This is a genomic window from Thermosipho sp. 1074, assembly GCF_001999655.1.
GTDB lineage: Bacteria > Thermotogota > Thermotogae > Thermotogales > Fervidobacteriaceae > Thermosipho > Thermosipho affectus.
Genome location: NZ_LBEX01000007.1, coordinates 64,794 through 81,727, shown reverse-complemented (window position 1 = coordinate 81,727; position 16,934 = coordinate 64,794). Strand labels below are relative to the sequence as shown.

At 31.8% G+C, this 16,934-nt stretch carries 16 protein-coding genes; 7 read left to right on the top strand and 9 right to left on the bottom strand.

The features are described 5' to 3' along the window. Positions 1–21 precede the first annotated feature (21 nt). From XO08_RS03210 to XO08_RS03180, 7 genes are read left to right on the top strand one after another with little or no spacing between them, the layout of a single operon-like run. On the top strand, positions 22–249 hold the full coding sequence (locus tag XO08_RS03210) for an NAD(P)H-dependent oxidoreductase subunit E (RefSeq protein ID WP_075666694.1): 228 nt from the start codon (positions 22–24) through the stop codon (positions 247–249). Position 250: 1 nt separating this feature from the next. Beyond that, on the top strand, positions 251–1,816 hold the full coding sequence (locus XO08_RS03205) for a [Fe-Fe] hydrogenase large subunit C-terminal domain-containing protein (protein ID WP_075665618.1): 1,566 nt from the start codon (positions 251–253) through the stop codon (positions 1,814–1,816). 2 nt (positions 1,817–1,818) lie between these two features. Next, positions 1,819–2,958 carry a SpoIIE family protein phosphatase gene (locus tag XO08_RS03200; RefSeq protein WP_075665617.1) on the top strand — a complete coding sequence of 380 codons (1,140 nt, stop codon included), beginning with the start codon at positions 1,819–1,821 and terminating at the stop codon, positions 2,956–2,958. 12 nt (positions 2,959–2,970) lie between these two features. Beyond that, complete coding sequence (nuoE, locus tag XO08_RS03195) at positions 2,971–3,444, top strand: NADH-quinone oxidoreductase subunit NuoE (RefSeq protein WP_075665616.1); 474 nt, start codon at positions 2,971–2,973, stop codon at positions 3,442–3,444. Position 3,445: 1 nt separating this feature from the next. Then, positions 3,446–5,326: an NADH-ubiquinone oxidoreductase-F iron-sulfur binding region domain-containing protein gene (locus tag XO08_RS03190; RefSeq protein WP_075666693.1), complete on the top strand. Its 1,881-nt coding sequence runs from the start codon at positions 3,446–3,448 to the stop codon at positions 5,324–5,326. Between the two features lie 15 nt (positions 5,327–5,341). Then, on the top strand, positions 5,342–7,312 hold the full coding sequence (locus XO08_RS03185) for a [FeFe] hydrogenase, group A (RefSeq protein ID WP_077287220.1): 1,971 nt from the start codon (positions 5,342–5,344) through the stop codon (positions 7,310–7,312). After that, positions 7,296–7,928 (top strand): redox-sensing transcriptional repressor Rex, encoded by a 633-nt coding sequence (locus XO08_RS03180; RefSeq protein WP_075665614.1) that lies wholly within the window; start codon positions 7,296–7,298, stop codon positions 7,926–7,928. The genes XO08_RS03185 and XO08_RS03180 overlap by 17 nt, the downstream gene beginning before the upstream one ends. Before the next feature lie 48 nt (positions 7,929–7,976). Here the strand turns inward: XO08_RS03180 and XO08_RS03175 are convergent, their stop codons facing one another. The 9 genes from XO08_RS03175 to XO08_RS03135 are packed head-to-tail and all read right to left on the bottom strand — an operon-like array spanning position 7,977 to position 16,922. After that, positions 7,977–9,518 carry a UDP-N-acetylmuramoyl-tripeptide--D-alanyl-D-alanine ligase gene (locus XO08_RS03175; protein WP_077287218.1) on the bottom strand — a complete coding sequence of 514 codons (1,542 nt, stop codon included), beginning with the start codon at positions 9,516–9,518 and terminating at the stop codon, positions 7,977–7,979. A gap of 1 nt (position 9,519) precedes the next feature. Further along, positions 9,520–10,233, bottom strand: a complete 714-nt coding sequence (locus tag XO08_RS03170; RefSeq protein ID WP_077287216.1) for an alpha/beta fold hydrolase — start codon at positions 10,231–10,233, stop codon at positions 9,520–9,522. Further along, positions 10,230–11,321, bottom strand: coding sequence for a D-alanine--D-alanine ligase family protein (locus XO08_RS03165; protein WP_075665611.1), 1,092 nt, complete (start codon positions 11,319–11,321; stop codon positions 10,230–10,232). Before XO08_RS03165 ends, XO08_RS03170 begins: the two co-directional genes overlap by 4 nt. A 9-nt stretch (positions 11,322–11,330) precedes the next feature. After that, positions 11,331–11,984, bottom strand: a complete 654-nt coding sequence (locus XO08_RS03160; protein ID WP_075665610.1) for a 5'-methylthioadenosine/S-adenosylhomocysteine nucleosidase — start codon at positions 11,982–11,984, stop codon at positions 11,331–11,333. After that, complete coding sequence (locus tag XO08_RS03155; RefSeq protein WP_075665609.1) at positions 11,984–12,451, bottom strand: chemotaxis protein CheX; 468 nt, start codon at positions 12,449–12,451, stop codon at positions 11,984–11,986. The genes XO08_RS03160 and XO08_RS03155 overlap by 1 nt, the downstream gene beginning before the upstream one ends. Beyond that, complete coding sequence (gene ylqF, locus XO08_RS03150) at positions 12,436–13,212, bottom strand: ribosome biogenesis GTPase YlqF (RefSeq protein ID WP_075665608.1); 777 nt, start codon at positions 13,210–13,212, stop codon at positions 12,436–12,438. Before ylqF ends, XO08_RS03155 begins: the two co-directional genes overlap by 16 nt. Further along, positions 13,212–13,913, bottom strand: coding sequence for a UMP kinase (gene pyrH / locus XO08_RS03145; protein WP_077287213.1), 702 nt, complete (start codon positions 13,911–13,913; stop codon positions 13,212–13,214). The genes ylqF and pyrH overlap by 1 nt, the downstream gene beginning before the upstream one ends. Position 13,914: 1 nt before the next feature. Further along, the gene (locus tag XO08_RS03140) at positions 13,915–16,371 is read right to left on the bottom strand and encodes an ATP-binding protein (protein ID WP_077287211.1); all 2,457 of its coding nucleotides are present in this window, start codon (positions 16,369–16,371) and stop codon (positions 13,915–13,917) included. Beyond that, positions 16,365–16,922, bottom strand: a complete 558-nt coding sequence (locus XO08_RS03135; RefSeq protein ID WP_077287209.1) for a hypothetical protein — start codon at positions 16,920–16,922, stop codon at positions 16,365–16,367. Before XO08_RS03135 ends, XO08_RS03140 begins: the two co-directional genes overlap by 7 nt. Positions 16,923–16,934: the final 12 nt, after the last annotated feature.

Sequence of the window (16,934 nt, the reverse complement as noted above, 5' to 3'; positions counted from 1 at the left end):
AATTTCACGATAGGTGAAAATATGGTTATAAGAATATGTATGGGAAGTTCTTGTCATTTAAAAGGTTCATATGAAGTAGTGGAAAAGATAAAAGCTTTAAATATAGAAAATCTGCAATTGTATGGATCACTTTGTTTTGGAAAGTGTGAAAAAGGAATAAATATTGAAATAAACGGAAAGCTTATTTCTAACGTTTCCCCAGAAAATGTCCAAAAAATTGTGAAAAAATTCATTAAAGAAGGGGAATAATATGGAAAAATTTATTATTTCAAATGAAGCGAATTGTAAATATTGTTATAAATGTTTGAGAAATTGTCCTGTTAAATCCATATCTTTTTCGGATAATAAGTCTTTTGTAATTGATAGTGAATGTATACTTTGTGGTAAATGTATTGAGATTTGTCCTCAAGATGCCAAGAACTATTTGAAAAATGTTGATTTGTTGACGAAGTTATTTGGTAAAAAATTTGTAGTTTCAATTGCACCGTCTTTTTTTGCTCATTTTGATAATCCATTTAAAGTTATAGCTTTTTTAAAGAAGAATGGTGCTATTGTGAATGAGACATCACTTGGAGCAGAATTGGTATCAAAAGAGTATAGAAAATTTGGAAAAAGTGTAATTTCTACTGCATGTCCCGTAGTTGTTGAATTGGTGGAAAAATATTTTCCAGAAAAGTTAGAGTTTTTAGCACCTGTTTTATCGCCTGCAATTGCACATGCAAAAATTTTGAGAAAGTTATTTGGAGATCTTCCACTTGTTTTTTTAGGACCGTGTATTGCAAAAAAGAGAGAACTTGAAGATTATTTTGACGTGGTACTAACATTTGAAGAGCTTGAAGAAATCTTAGTCAATATTGATACGGAAGAATATCCTGATCCACCATATCCAACTAATGGCAGATATTATCCTATTACTAGTGGAATAGTTAAAAACGTAAAATTGGAAAATCACTTAATTGTCGAGGGAATCGAAAATATTAAAGATTTTCTTTCTAGACTAAAAAAACTTGATAACAACTACTTTATTGAAATGTCTGCTTGTGTGGGTGGTTGTATTGAAGGACCTGCAACAAGAAAAGATATAAGCCTTATTGAGAAGAGAGTGAAACTTAATAAATGCATTGAAAAATTGCCAAAAAGTGATGTTTTTTTGAATTTAGATGTGAATCTTAATAGAACTTTTTCAAATAAAAAGAAAGAGATGTTTTTTTCGGAAGAAGAAATTCAAAATGTGCTTAATTCCATGGGGAAGAGTGATAAGTCTAAGGAATTAAATTGTAGCGCTTGTGGATATGATACCTGCCGTGAAAAGGCAATTGCCGTGCTTTCAAATAAAGCGGAAAAGGAAATGTGTGTGACATATTTAATAGAGAAGGTTTCAAGTGTGAGTAATATGGTAGTTGAAGAAACTCCAAATCTTATAATCATATCGCAAAACGGAAAGATAACTTACAAGAATAAAATTGCAAGATTAATATTTATGAGTCTTTCAAACAATAAGGTTATGGAATTAATTAAAGACATAAAAGATAATTTTCTAAAAGAAATAGAAATAAATGGAAAATTACATAAATTTTTGGCAAAGAGGTTTATTCTACCTGAAAATAGTGGGGAAGTATTCATTTTAACGGATGTTACAAAGCAATTAGAACAAGAAGAGAAAATGAAGCGTTTAAAAATACAAACGATAGAGAAAATAGAAGATGTGTTGAATAAGCAAATGTTGTTAGCCCAAGAGATAGCAGGACTTCTAGGTGAATCGATTGCCGAAACAAAATCCCGTTTTATGGAATTCAAGAAATTCATGGAGGATTAGTAATGATTACGTGTGAAATTAACTTTTTATCTAAAAACAAACGAGGAGAATGGGTTTGTGGAGATTCTATAAAGATCAAGAGAAACGAGGAAAAATGTGTAGTGAGTGTTTCTGACGGTCTTGGAAGTGGTGTGAAGGCAAATATACTTTCAACTTTAACTGCAACAATGGCAACAACCATGGTCTTTAATAATATTCCAATAGAAGAGGTATTTAGTTCTATATTATCCACACTTCCAACATGTAAAGTAAGGAAAATTAGTTATTCTACACTTGCCACTTGTTTAGTTGATTATAGAAACAAAAGGTGTACCATCTTTGAATATGAATTTCCATTAATATTTTATTTTAAAGGTGATAGACTTGTACCGTTGAAAAAGATAAAAAAAAAGGTTGATGATAAAAGTTTGTACATAAGCGAAATAGAAGTGAATATAGGAGACTCAATCTTTTTGATGACAGATGGGATTTCTCAAGCTGGTATGGGTTCGGATAAATATCCTTTTGGTTTTGGTGAAAAAAACATAAAATTTGAACTTAAAAATTTATTGAGGAATAAAATTGCTCACAAAAACATAGTTAATCATATGATAAACCTAGTAAGAAGGTTGGATAAGGGAACAAAGGGGGACGATGCACTGATAGCGGGGTTAAAAATTAGAGAAAAGAGAATACTTACAGTCATGGTAGGTCCTCCTGAAGATGAGAAAAATGATGAATTAGTGGTAAGAAAGCTTTTGTGTTCAAAAGGAAAAAAGATAGTTTGTGGAGGAACAACTGGTCAAATTGTTGAGAAAATATCGGGTAAAAAGATTGATATAGATGTAAGGAGTATTTCAAAGATATCACCGCCTATAGGGTATATGGAAGGAATAGATTTAGTAACAGAGGGAATTATTACACTTACACAGGTATTTAGATACTATGAAAATCAGTCTAATGAACTGGGAGTGGGGGCAAAAAAGATGATTGAACTGTTTGAATGGGCCGATATAATAAATTTTTTTGTTGGACGAGCAATAAACCCTGCTCATCAGAATCCACTTTTTACACATGATATTTCTTTAAAATTTAGGCTCATTAGCGATATTTCAAAAATACTTGAAGAGAAAGGAAAAATTGTTAACATTGAATATTTTTAGGAGGTGACTTTGGTGGAGAGGACCTTTGAGAAGGTTGAAGAAATTTTAAAAAAACATAACTACGAGAAAAAGAATTTGATAAAAATATTGCTCGATGTACAGAAAGAATACAGACATATACCAAAGGAAATAGTAAATTATTTGTCAGTCGCACTTGAGATACCACCTGCAAAAATATTTGGCGTTGCTACGTTTTATGCACAATTTTCTCTTAAGCCTAAAGGAGAATACACAATTTTGATTTGTGATGGTACAGCGTGTCATATGGAAGGATCTATGAAACTTGTTAAAGCAATTGAAGAGGAAATTGGTATTAAACCTGGAGAAGTAACTCAAGATTTGAAGTTTAGTCTTGATAAGGTGGGGTGTTTAGGGGCATGTGCGCTTGCACCTGCTATGGTCATAAACGGTGAAGTATATGGAAAACTCACTCCTGAAAAAACTAAGGAGATCTTAAGAAAAATTAAAGAAGGAGATGATAGATAATATGTTTAAAAATATTACAGAAGCACTTGAATACATAGAAAAACAACAAGAGTTAAGAGAAAAAAAGTTAAAAGAACAGAAGATTTATGTATGTGTAGGTACAGGTTGTACTGCGAGTGGTTCAAGAAAAGTATATAAAAGATTTGTTGAGGTTTTAAAGGAAAAAGGATTGAATGTAAAAGTTGAAACAATGGATGATGATTCTGATCATCCGGTAGTCAAAAAAACAGGATGTTGTGGACTTTGTTCTCTTGGTCCTCTTGTGAAATTTACCCCAAGCGGGATAACATATCATCATGTAAGAGTTGAAGATGTAGAAGAGATAGTGGAAAAAACCATTAAAAGAGGAGAAATAATTGAAAGGTTATTGCTTACAGATTCTGTAACCGGTAAAAAGGTTAAAAGATTGGAAGATGCGACTTTCTTTAAAAATCAGACTTTTTACGTCATGGAAGGAATTGGGACAAGTGAGTGTGAAAAGATAGAGGATTACATGGGGCGTGGAGGTTATAAATCGTTGATTAAGGTAATTTCTTCTATGGATAGAAAAGAGGTTATAAAGACCATAAAGGATTCGGGATTGCGTGGTAGAGGCGGAGGAGGGTTTCCAACAGGACTAAAGTGGGAATTTGCATATAATGCAAAGGGAGATAAAAAGTTTGTAGTGTGTAACGCCGATGAAGGGGATCCAGGTGCGTTTATGAACAGGACGTTACTTGAAAGAGATCCACATTCAGTTCTTGAGGGAATGATTATAGCTGCATATACAATTGGAGCACAAAAAGGATACGCGTATATACGTGCGGAATATCCAATAGCAGTTGAAATGTTTAATAAAGCTATAAAAGATGCAAAATCTTTGGGACTCCTTGGTGAAAATATTCTTGGAACAGGTTTTTCATTTGATGTGGAAGTAAAAGAAGGTGCAGGTGCATTCGTTTGTGGTGAAGAAACGGCACTTCTTGCATCAATTGAGGGGAAAAGAGGAGTTCCAAGACCCAGACCTCCATTTCCTGCTCAAAGAGGACTTTTTGGTTATCCAACGTTGATTAATAATGTAGAAACATATGCAAATGTTCCAAAGATAATAAGAGACGGTGTCGAAAAATATAGAAGAAATGGAGTGGAAAAATCTCCAGGTACTAAAATGTTTTCTGTAACAGGACCTTTGAAACTTACTGGGATAATTGAAATACAATTTGGAACTACAATTAGGTATATTCTTGAGAATATATGTGGTGGTACAACAGATGGGAAAAAACTCAAAGCAATACAAATTGGTGGGCCATCTGGAGCATGTCTGCCTGAAAAATACTTTGATTTACCATTAGATTACGATACTTTGAAATCGGTTGATGCGATGGTAGGTTCAGGTGGAATTGTTGCTATTACGGAAGATAGTTGTATGGTGGAAGTTGCAAGATTTTTCCTTGATTTTACAAAGAGGGAGTCATGCGGAAAGTGTGTACCATGTAGAGAAGGTACAATGCAAGCATATAGCATATTGGAAAAATTTACACAAGGTAAGGCAACGGAGGAAGATTTGAGAAATCTAGAAGATCTATCTCAAATAATCAAAAAAGCGTCATTATGTGGTCTTGGGAAAACCGCTCCAAATCCGATTCTTAGCACTTTAAAGCACTTTAGAGATGAATATGTTGAACATATAAACGGAAAATGTCCAAGTGGAACATGTACAGCCTTAAGGAAGTATGTCATAAACCCGGATTTGTGTAAAAGTTGTAGCCTTTGTGCAAGGGCATGTCCACAAAATGCTATTAGCGGGGAAAGAGGAAAACCATATGTAATAGACCAGGAAAAATGTATTAAATGTGGCATTTGTTTTGAAAAGTGTAAATTTAACGCTATAGAATTGGTATAATAGGAGGCGATTGTAGTGAAGATAATAGTTAATGGTAAAGAAACCATTATTAATGATAACGCTAGAAACCTTTTAGAAGCTTTGAGAGATGTTGGTATTGAAATTCCAAATCTTTGTTATCTTTCTGAAACGTCCATATATGGTGCTTGTAGAATGTGTATAGTTGAGGTAGATGGGCAATTAATGACTTCGTGTTCTATTAAGCCATACGAAGGTATGAATGTAAAAACACATACACCTGAGATTTATGAAATGAGGAGAGGAATTTTAGAATTACTACTTGCATCACACAACAGAGATTGTACAACGTGTGAGAGAAATGGAAATTGTAAACTGCAAAAGTATGCAGAGGAGTTTGGAATTAGGAAAGTAAGATTTGACAAATTAGATAAATCTAATATTATAGATTATTCTTCTATAATAATCAGAGATAATTCAAAGTGTATCCTATGTGGAGATTGCGTAAGAGTTTGTGATGAAGTTCAATCAATTGGGGCTATAGATTTTGCATTTAGGGGTTTTGAGGCACAAGTTATGCCAGCATTTGGCGAAGAACTTGCAAATACAAATTGTGTCCTTTGTGGACAATGTGTTGCTCACTGTCCAACTGGTGCATTAACATTTAGAAATGACATACAAAAAGTTTACAAGGCCATGGAAGAGGGAAAATACATAATTGGAATGATGGCACCGGCTGTCAGGGCATCTATTCAAGAGGAGTTAGGACTTGAGAATGATGTAGTAACAGCAGGAAGAATAGTAAATTTCTTAAAGTCTATAGGTTTTAATAAAGTATTTGATGTGGCCTTTGCAGCGGATTTGGTGGCTTACGAGGAAGCACATGAATTTAAAGAAAGGCTAGAAAAAGGTGAGAAATTACCTCAATTTACATCTTGTTGTCCGGGATGGGTAAAGTTTGCCGAACACAATTACCCGGAATTTTTGGAAAATTTATCTTCTGTTAAGTCTCCGCAACAAGCTTTGGGAAGCATAATAAAGAGATATTATGCAAAAGAAATAGGAATAGATCCAGAAGATATATACCTCGTTTCGATAATGCCTTGTACTGCCAAGAAATTTGAAGCAGAAAGAGAAGAACTTTCTGGTGAAGTAGATGTTGTAATTACAACTAAGGAATTGTCACAAATCATTAGATCCAGTGGTTTTAATTTAAAAGACATACCACCTGTTCCATTTGATAGACCATATGGTCTTTCATCTCAATCAGGGCTTAGCTTTGGAAAAACTGGTGGAGTGTTTTCAAGTGTACTAAATGTTTTGGAAGATGAACTTGAAGTTGAGAGTGTTAAAACAGAGGAATTAGAAAAAGGAATAAGGATTACAACAGTAAAGACAAAGAATGGAAAGAGTATAACTGGAGTTGTGGTTTTTGGACTTGGAAACACAAGGAAGGTTATAGATAAAATAAAAGAAGGAAATTTAAAAGTGGATATAGTTGAGGTTATGGCATGTGATTTTGGATGTATTGGTGGAGGAGGACAACCATATCCAAATGATACAAGGGTAAGGACAAAACGCTCAAAAATATTAAGTGAAGTAGTAGGTATTGATGTTTTAATATCACCGACTGAAAATTATCACATGTTGTCGCTATACGAAAAATATTTAAAAGAACCACTTAGTCATATAGCACATGAAGTGTTGCATACAACCTATAAAAATAGAAAAAGGATTAACAATGGTGATATAGAAATTCTCCCATTACCAATTGAAAAAGAAAAGAAAACAACGGTAAAGGTGTGTTTGGGAACATCTTGTTATTCAAAAGGTTCATATGAAATTCTTTCAGAACTTATTAAACTGGCAAATGAAGAAGAATGGGCTAAAGACTTGGAGATAAAGGGCACATTTTGTTTGGAAAATTGTGGAAAGTCTCCAAATGTAATTGTGAATGATAAAATAGTATCTGAGGCAAACATCGAAAAAATAAAAGAGGTGTTAAAGGAGGATGTCAAAAAAGGATAAATGGCCCATATATGTGCCTAAACCCACTTTTGAAAGACTAAAAAAGTACTATGCGTATTTGATGCAAATCGATGAAGATTATATATCATCTGATGAGCTTGCAAAGAAATTTAACATAAAACCAGAGCAAGTGAGAAAAGATTTTACGTATCTTGATATTACGGGAAAACCCAAAAAAGGCTATCATATCCCTCTACTTGTAGAAGAACTTGGTAAGTTGTTTGGGACAAGGGTCTTAGAAAATTTAATAATAGTTGGTGCAGGAAACCTGGGAAGTGCTCTTGCAAAATATATGGGCTTTGAAAAGATGGGAGTAAAAGTTGTAGCAATATTTGATAATGACCCAAAAAAAATAGGAAGTTTTGTGGGAGAACTTTCTGTTCTCCCCTTGTCTTTCCTTGAGAGGGTTATAAAAAGATTTAAAGTAAGGATAGGTATTATCTGTGTTCCAGAAGAAAGCGCTCAAGAGGTAGCAAATTTACTAATAAAAAAAGGGATAAAGGCAATCTGGAATTTTTCGCCTGTCCCACTAAAAGTGCCAGAGACTATAATAGTAGAAAATCAAGATATTACTTCTGGAATACTTACTATAAAACATATTTTGGCAAAAAAGTGAAAAGTGCCAACATGGACACCACACCATCCACCCCCCCGTTTTGGGGGGTTATGCGTAGTTATCGGGAAGATCATTTTCAAATAATATTACATCACCTTGTTTTAGAAATGTTTTAAATTTTTCGATAACTTCATCCAAGGAATTTACAACAAAGACTTCTCCTTTAAACCCAGCATCATTTAGTCCTTCTAAAATCTTTTTTGTTCTTTTTTTATCCACCAAAAATACAACATCTACGTACTTTGATATTAATTTTCCCAATTTGTAATGTTCGTCGTCTTCTCTTTCTCCTAATTCCACAAAACCAGGAGTTACTAATATCTTTCTTCTATAATTAAAAAGTGATAAATATTCAAGTGCCATTTTAAACCCCTTTGGATTCGAATTAAAGGTATCATCTATTACAGTTATTGTATCGTCTCTAACTATTTCTAGTCTGTGTTTTGGTTTGACTATATTTTTAGCCCTTTCTATTATTTCCTCTACTGGTACCTTTAATTCAAAAGCGCTAACAATGGAAAGTAGTAAATTTATTATATTTTCCTTTCCGTATACATTCGTTTTTATTTCAAACTCTTGGTTGTTGGGAGTTTTAAGTATAAATTGTGAGCCATCTTTTTCCAGTCTTAAATCTTTTACCTTGTATTGTGCTTTTTCATTTTTTATTCCACAAGTTATAACCTCTGCACCTATATCTTTTATTAATTTTTCTATGTTTTCATCGTCTAAATTTACTACAATTTTTTTCCCTATCCTCTTATCTGTTAGGTAGTTTTTAAAATTTTTTATTATATTTTCCATACTGTGAAATTCTTCAAGGTGTTGTATACCAATAGAAGTTAATATGGATATATCTGGGTGAAGTAAGTCAAGTAATTTATCATATCCGTAGTTGTCATTTTCCGCAAGCTCTACGACAAATATTTCGTGCGACTTATCTAGTTTTTCGCGGATTACTTTTGTAATTCCCATTGTAGTGTTGTAGCTTTCCGGCGTCATAAGTGTTTTGTAGTGTTCGCTAATGAGATGGGTAAGAAAGTATTTTGTACTTGTTTTCCCATAGCTTCCCGTTACGGCTATAATTTGTGGTTTTAGATGTTTTATCTTTCTTTTAGCATCTTTGTAGTAGTATTCATTGATTAAGCGTTCGATAGGAAGCATTAACGCATTTATTAAAAAATAATAAAATGAGTTAAATAAGCTTATGAAAAATAAAATAAATTCGGATAATAAACTGCTTGAATGTATAGTCCATAGTAAACAAAAACCAAAAATTGCGTATGAAACGTATAATAATCTTCTTAGGCGTTTTGTGAAAACAAGTGGTTTTTTCTTTTTAACCAAAACAAAGTATCGCAAGTCAACGTATATTGAAATTACCAGCAACGCAATTGCAATGTACAGGTTGAAAAAATAAAAGACAATAGATAGTACAAATAGTAGATTAACCAAGTACCTGTTAAGATGTGAAAATATCCATTTTAAATATTTTTTTTCGGAATATTCTTCAAGTTGTAGCATATGAAGAGAGTAAAGGGATCTAATTACAAAATTTGAAACAAATAGGAGCAAAAATATCTTTTCAAGCATATTATCCTCCTAAAAATATTTTTAAATCGTTTAAGAATCTGTCGTAATTTTCCAAAAATGGAAAGTGTGAAACATTTTTATAGATTATAAGCTTTGAATTTTGGATTAATCTTTCAAATTCTTTTACAACATCAAAGGAGACAGCATTGTCTAGGTCGCCCCAAATAATTAGCGTTTCACTTTTTATTTTCTTTAATTCCTCGGATATGTCTTCATTTACCACGACTTTTAAAATTTCGCGCATTATACCTTGAGAATTTTTGAAATCTTCAGAACCAAATCTTTCTCTTAAATATTGTGTGTTGAGGTTTAAAAATTTAAATACTTTTACCAGTAATTTATAAGTTAATACTTTGCATCTTAACTTTAAGTTTTTTCTTCTTATACCAGGTGCAGAAATTATTACTAATTTATCAAGCCATTTTGGATTTTTTGAGGCCAAAATAGCGGCAATCTTTCCGCCAAAAGAGTGTCCTATCAAAGATATGCTATCTAAGTTCAATGATTCAATAAAATTTTCAATAGTATTTGCATAATCAAAACTAGACATTACAAAAGGAGGTTTTGAACTTTTTCCAAAACCGGGTAAATCAACCAGTATTGAGGTATATTCTAATTTTTCTGCAATTGGTTTAAAATAAGAAAAATCTGCACCCCAACCGTGCAAGAAAAGTATATTTTTTTTACCTTTAGGGATTATTTCATAGTGTATCATTTACCCACCTTTAAATTTAAAAGATTTGTATTGATAGATAAGATTTTATTTTCTTTATCTTTGGCCCTTTCAAGTCCTATGTTTATCATGTTATCTATTATTTGTGAAAATGTAAAACCACTTTGTTGCCACAGATAAAATGCTAGTGCACCTGGTATAGAATTTACTTCGTTTACGTATACTTTGTCTGTTACTAGAAAATCTATCCTTACATTTCCTGCACATTCCAATGCCTTGAATGTTTCTATAGCTACTTTTTTTACCTCTTTTGCTAATTTTTCATCCAGGTTTGCCGGAATAATATGATTGGAAAATTTTTTTCCTTTTTTAAAGTATTTTTCCTCAAAGTCAAAAAGTTCTTTTTCTTTTACTATTTCTTCAAGCTTTGACACCAAAATGTTTTTATAACCCATTACTGCGCAATTTACTTCTTTTGCATCAATCCACTTTTCCACCAGTACTTTATCATCAAATTTAAGAACAAGCTCTATTGCCTCTTTTAGTCCTTCTCTATTGTCAACTTTTGAAATACCTATGCTTGAACCTAATCTTGCAGGTTTCACTATCATGGGATAGCTTAATTCTTCTTCGCATTTTTTAAAAAAATCTTCACTAGGTTTTGTTGTATATTTAAAATCCACCATCGGTATACTATTTTCTTTTAATAGAATTTTTGTTATAACCTTGTCCATTGAAAATGCAGAAGAGTAAAAATCACTTCCAGAGAATGGAATGCCAAAAAATTGACACATACCTTGAAATGTACCATCTTCTCCATTTGTTCCGTGAAATGCAAGGAAACAAAAATCGATATAGTACTTTTTTAATCCTGATTTTAAAACTAATTTGTTTTTTTGGGGAAGAATAACATCAATTTTTTTGGCTTTTTTTAACATGAAATCAATATCCTTAAAATTTTCTATATTTTCGAGTATTTTTCCCGTAAACCATTCGCCTTTTTTTGAAATGTAAATGGGAATGACATTATACTTTCTCCTATCTATGGAGGATAGGACTTGATTAGCTGTTATTATTGAAATTTCATGTTCAACGCTTTTTGAACCGAAAAAGATTCCAACGTTTAGCATATATGCCTCCTATAACAGGTGTTTTTGCAACATTTCGGCAATAATGGCAGATGGAAATGGCGCAAGCCTTTTGAAATTACTTTTTATCTCTATTTCACTGCTTTCTAGACCTTTGTCTACTACTATTTTCAACGAACAAAATTCTATACCATTTTCTGCACAAACCTTTGCTATTGCCGCACTATCCATATCTACTATTTCTGCTTGTGTTTCTTTGTAAATTCTTTCCTTTTCTTCTTTTGAGTTTATAAAAGAATCACCGCTTGCAATAATCCCAAAGATTGTATCGTTGTATATATCGTATATTCTTTCAACTAAAAGATCAGAGGCCTTAAATGATGATACTGTTTTTTCTCTAAACCCTATATCGTGTTCTACGTACTTTGTTCCGCAAACTATATCCCCAATTTTTCTTTTTTCGTTTATTGCACCTGCTGAGCCGCAATGTATTAGGTATTTAGGATTGAATTTATCTATTAAAACTTGGGCCATCATTGCAGATTCAACTTTTCCAATTAATCCATATACAAGTAGTACTTCATTTGCACCTATTAATCCCCTCATATAAGGTCTTTTTAATATTTCACCATTTTCCAAAACGGGAAGTAGTTCCCTAAAAGCCCCTAAAATTTCTTCCCTTAAGACACTGGTTATAACAATCATTATTTCCCTCCACCTCTAATTACCATATGTACTTCAAAATCTCCTTCTGAAAAGATATTCAAAGGAAGTTTTAATATTACACCTTCTGCGGTAACTTGGATATCTTTACCTGTGATTACAGTGGGAGGTGTAATATCTACTTTATACCCTACTTTTTCAAGTTCCATTGCAATTGATCCACTAGTCATGTTTCCCAACTCACCTAATGCGCTCAATGCAAGTTCATCTAGATTCTCATATGGCATTCCCATCATGGTACTAACCACTTTAATTGCTGTGTTTTTGTTAAAAGAATAAATTAAGTTACCATCTATGTCTCCATTAAAACCTATAACTGTAACTATGGGGTATTTTGGTTCAATTCCTTTGGAGATTGAAGGTTTTGAAACATTAGGTTCAACTTTAAGTACCATTTTAAAGGTAGATTTTACCGCTGAAATTAGTGAGTTAATTATTTTTGCATCCATAGATTCACCTCCTTATCATATGTAAACCGTCCAAATTTTCCTTCTGAAATTGATTTGAATATATTATTTTTGGTTCTTTCAAAGTCCACAATTCCACCTTTTGAGATAAATCCTCTTTGTTTTCCATATTCTTCCAAAAATTCCTCAAAGCTTTTATTGATGTTTAATTCATCTTTAAAAAGTTCATATGCCCGAGTAATTATATCATATTTTTCTATTGATTCTACAGGTAAAGAACCAATAAGGAGTAATTTAGCAGCTATGTCTTTGTTAAATAGCTTTGAGTATAATATTCCAGGGGTATCGAGTAATTTTACATTTCCCAAGTTTATCCATTGTAACCCTCTTGTTATACCTGGAGCCATCCCCGTTTTTGCCAGCTTTCTACCTGAAATTTTATTTATTATAGACGACTTTCCCACATTTGGAACACCTGCTATTAATACACGCGTTTCTTTTAATTTTTCTTTTGAAAAGGATTTAATAAATTTTTTAATTTTGTTTACAGGTTCGTCTTTTGAAAAAGATATAACAGGTGATGTTTCACTTATTTTTTTTATCCACAGATTTGTGTAGTTTTCATCTGCTAAATCTGATTTATTTAAAATATACAGGACCTTTTTTCCAGAAAATAATTCTCTTTCAAAAGCAGTAGTTGCAAGTGGAGCCCTTGCATCTAAAATAATTAAGATTGTATCAACTGCTTTTAGAAATTCTTTTATTTTCCTTTTTGCCTTACTTATGTGCCCTGGATACCACATTATTTGGGCACCACCAAAGTACCTACATTTTCCTCCCTTACAGCGGAAAGTAGATTACCCTTTTTAAAGAAGTCCATAACAAGTATTTTCATATCATACCTTTTACATATGGAAAATGCTTCGGTATCCATAATTTTTAATCCTTTTTCTATCGCTTCATCGAAAGTGAGCATATTAAATTTCTTTGCATCGTTGTATTTTTTTGGATCTTTATCGTATATACCGTCTACTTTTGTACCTTTAATTAGTATGTCTGCTTTCATTTCAACAGCTCTCAATGCGGCAGCTGTATCTGTGGTAAAGAATGGATTACTCGTTCCACCTGCAAATATTACAACGTATCCTGCATCAAAGTATAGGTTTATATCATCGTAATGTATGGGCCTTATCGACGGTAGAGATGTTACTTGTGAAACAACGACAGTTCTTAGGTGATTTTTTTCAAAAATATCTTTCAGATACAATGCGTTTATTACCGTTCCCAACATACCTATTTGATCTGCAATAGTTGGGGATAACTCTTGCATTTCTCTGCCTCTAAATAAGTTACCTGCACCAATAACGATTCCCATGTTTGTCCCGTATTCTAGTATCTTTTTTAACTCATCAACAAGGTATATGATGTTTTCATGGTTGAATCCTTTTTCACCTTCACCGCTTAGTACTTCTCCACTGAGTTTTAAGAGGATTCTTTTGTACATATTATCCCTCCAACTTAACAATATCCTTAAAAGTATTTACCAGTCTAATGTCACTTGTTAATAGTATTATTTGTCTTCTCTTTGATTCGTGATTTAAGATGTCTATTACTCTTTTTAGTCTTTCGTTGTCGTACCTTATAAAAGCGTTGTCAATTATCAATGGAAGGTTGTGTTCTGCCATGGTTTTAAAGAGTGCAACTTTGTATGCGAATAACATTTGATCAAAAGTAGCAGCACTTAAAAACTCCTCTGGATTTAATTTTTCACCGTTTATATTTAACCTTACAGAAAGGTTATCCTCGACAATAATTGGCATGGTTTCATTTACTATGGAAAGTAATATCTTAGTAAATTCTTCCTTGAATTTCTTTCCATAGGTTTCCACATATTCTTCTAGTCTTTTTCTTAATATTTCTTTTGCCTTTGAGATATTTGATAAGTATACTTTTAGAGATTCGATTTTTCCTATAATTTTTTCTTTTTCCTGTATTTTTTCCAATAAAGTTTCAAAAGAGGGAATTTGTTTTAGTTCTTTTGAAAGTTCCTCTTCAATTTCCTTATTTTTCCTTTGTAATTCTTTTATTTCAAATTCCAAATTTCTGATTTCTTCGGGTAAGATTTCGTTGTCCAACATAGATTGGTATTTTTCAATATCAGATTCTACCTTTGTAATATTTTCCGTTATAGTTAGATATTTACCGTATAGATTATCAAAATTTTTGATTTCATCAAGTGAGAGCTTTAGTTCTTCCATTAATTTATTGAGGGTAAGCGTTGTTTCATCTTTTTTCTTTAGTTGATTTTCCATTTCGGATTTTACTTCATATAGTTGTTTTTCCAACGAGGATTTTGTAAGAATTAGCCTTTGTACTTCATTTACCAACCTTTCAAGGTAAGAAATACCAGAATCTATAATTTGGGCGGCACTTCCCAAATTAAAATCTTTTAATTCCTTTAAAATTTCAGACTCCAATTTTTTAAATTCTTCACTTGCACTTTGATAATCTTTTTTTCTTGCCTTCCATTCAATAAATTCGTAGTATCTTTGCCTTAATTCTTTTAGTGACTTTAGATTGTATTCTCTTAGCAGACTTAAATACCTAGGTCGTATTATTTTTTTCTTCATCAACTCATCTATTTCATTTCTTATTATTTCTGCTGTTCCTTCCTTTTTTCTCCAGAGAACTGTTTCAATAAATCCAGCAATACCCGTAATAATTGCCCCACTAAATAGCCAAAGTGAAATGTTTTTCATAACAAAGCCAAAAATCAACGAGATCAAAGCCGCAAAGAAAAAGACAAAAGAAAAATCCTTGTGAATTTTTATAGAAGAAGAAATTTTATTTAAATTTTCTTTTAGATCGTCAATTTTCTTTTGTATTTTGTTTTGGTTTTCTTTGTGTTTTGCTTCTTCTTCTTCCAGTTCATCAATTAAATTTTCCTTTTCAGTAAAGAGTTTCCAAAGTGAGTTTTCCTCTAGTATATCTTCTAATTTATTTTTCTTTTCGTCATACATTTTCTTTAACAAAATTAAATTTTTAATTTTAAGGTTGACCGTTTCAAGTTCTTTTTCATCTTTTATATTCAAATTTTTCATTTTTTCCTCTAATAGGGTTTCAATATTTTTTAAATTATTTAAAAGTTCATTGTATTGTTTTGAAATTCCATCTATGTTTTTGTTGAGTACTTCTAGTGTATTCATAAATTCCCTAACTTGTACTATTTTTTCCCTATCAATTTTGGAAATTCTTGAAAATTCTTGTAAAGACATGTTTAATTCTTCTTTTTTTAAACTCAAGCTTCTTATTTTGTCATTTAATTCCTTTATGTATTTTCCCTTTTCTTCTTCCAATCTACTTTGTTTTATGATTAATTCATTTTCAATTTTTTCCTTTTCTTTTTTCAATTCTTTTTTGTACAGTATATCTTTATTGTATTTTTCAATTTCTTTCTTTATATCCAAAATTTGTGCGTCAAGTTCAGATATTTTTTTATTTAATTCTTCAATGCAATATTGGACTTTTTCGAAATAATTATTTGAAGCTGCAATAGCTTCAGTTAATCTTATTCCCCACTCATTTTTTTGCATTTTCTTTTTCATATAACCTATAACAAAAGAATCTTTTTCCCTTAACAGGTCTAATTTTTCGTTTTCCTTTATAAACCCCACTGTTTCAAAGAGTTCTCTATCAACAAGAGTGTTAAATTCTCCATTTAGAAAATCCACTTTGAATGTGCCTTCATCCGTTGTTATTTCACCACCAAATTCGTAATGGTTCCAGGGCTCGTATTTTTTGATTTCATCGCCTGGTTTTGATAAAGCGTTAAGAATAAAGTAGGCTATAGTTGTTTTTCCAGAAGCGTTAGGGCCAAATATAACGTTTAATCCAGGTTTGAACTTTAATTCTTTGCTTTTTATCTTTCCAAATCCATTTATTTTTAATGATTTAATCAACATACGCTACCACCTCGCAAAAGATCAAGAAGTACAGCTTTTGTGGTGTCGTTTTCTATATTCTCTAGTACTTTTCTTTCAAATAAATTTTTGTAATCTAATTCTTTGTTTTGAGAAATTACAATATAGTCGTCTTTTAAGGCGTCTATCCTTTTTTTATCAACTAGTTCATTTACAACAAGTATGTTTTTTGAATATTTTTTTTCTGGTAATTTATTTAAGTTGTTTAGGTAATAAATCCCCAATGTTTCACAGTCGAGTCTTTCTAATTTTCCATCTTTTTCAATAACCGGTAAATTATTAATAGGAGAGGTGCTAAACTCAAGTTTTTCATCTAGTATTTCAAAGTCTTTAAAATAAACTGAAAGTATTTCCTCCACCTTGTCGTATGTTCCATATTCACCTAATGCATTATAAAAGATAAAGTGGGCATCTTGGTATTGTTTCGAGAGCAAATCTAAAACGGAAAGTTTTAGTTGATATATTATATTCCATAACATGCTTACCCGAAAAGGCACAGAATACAGTTCTAAATTTGCGACTTTAATTTCCATATATCTTAAACC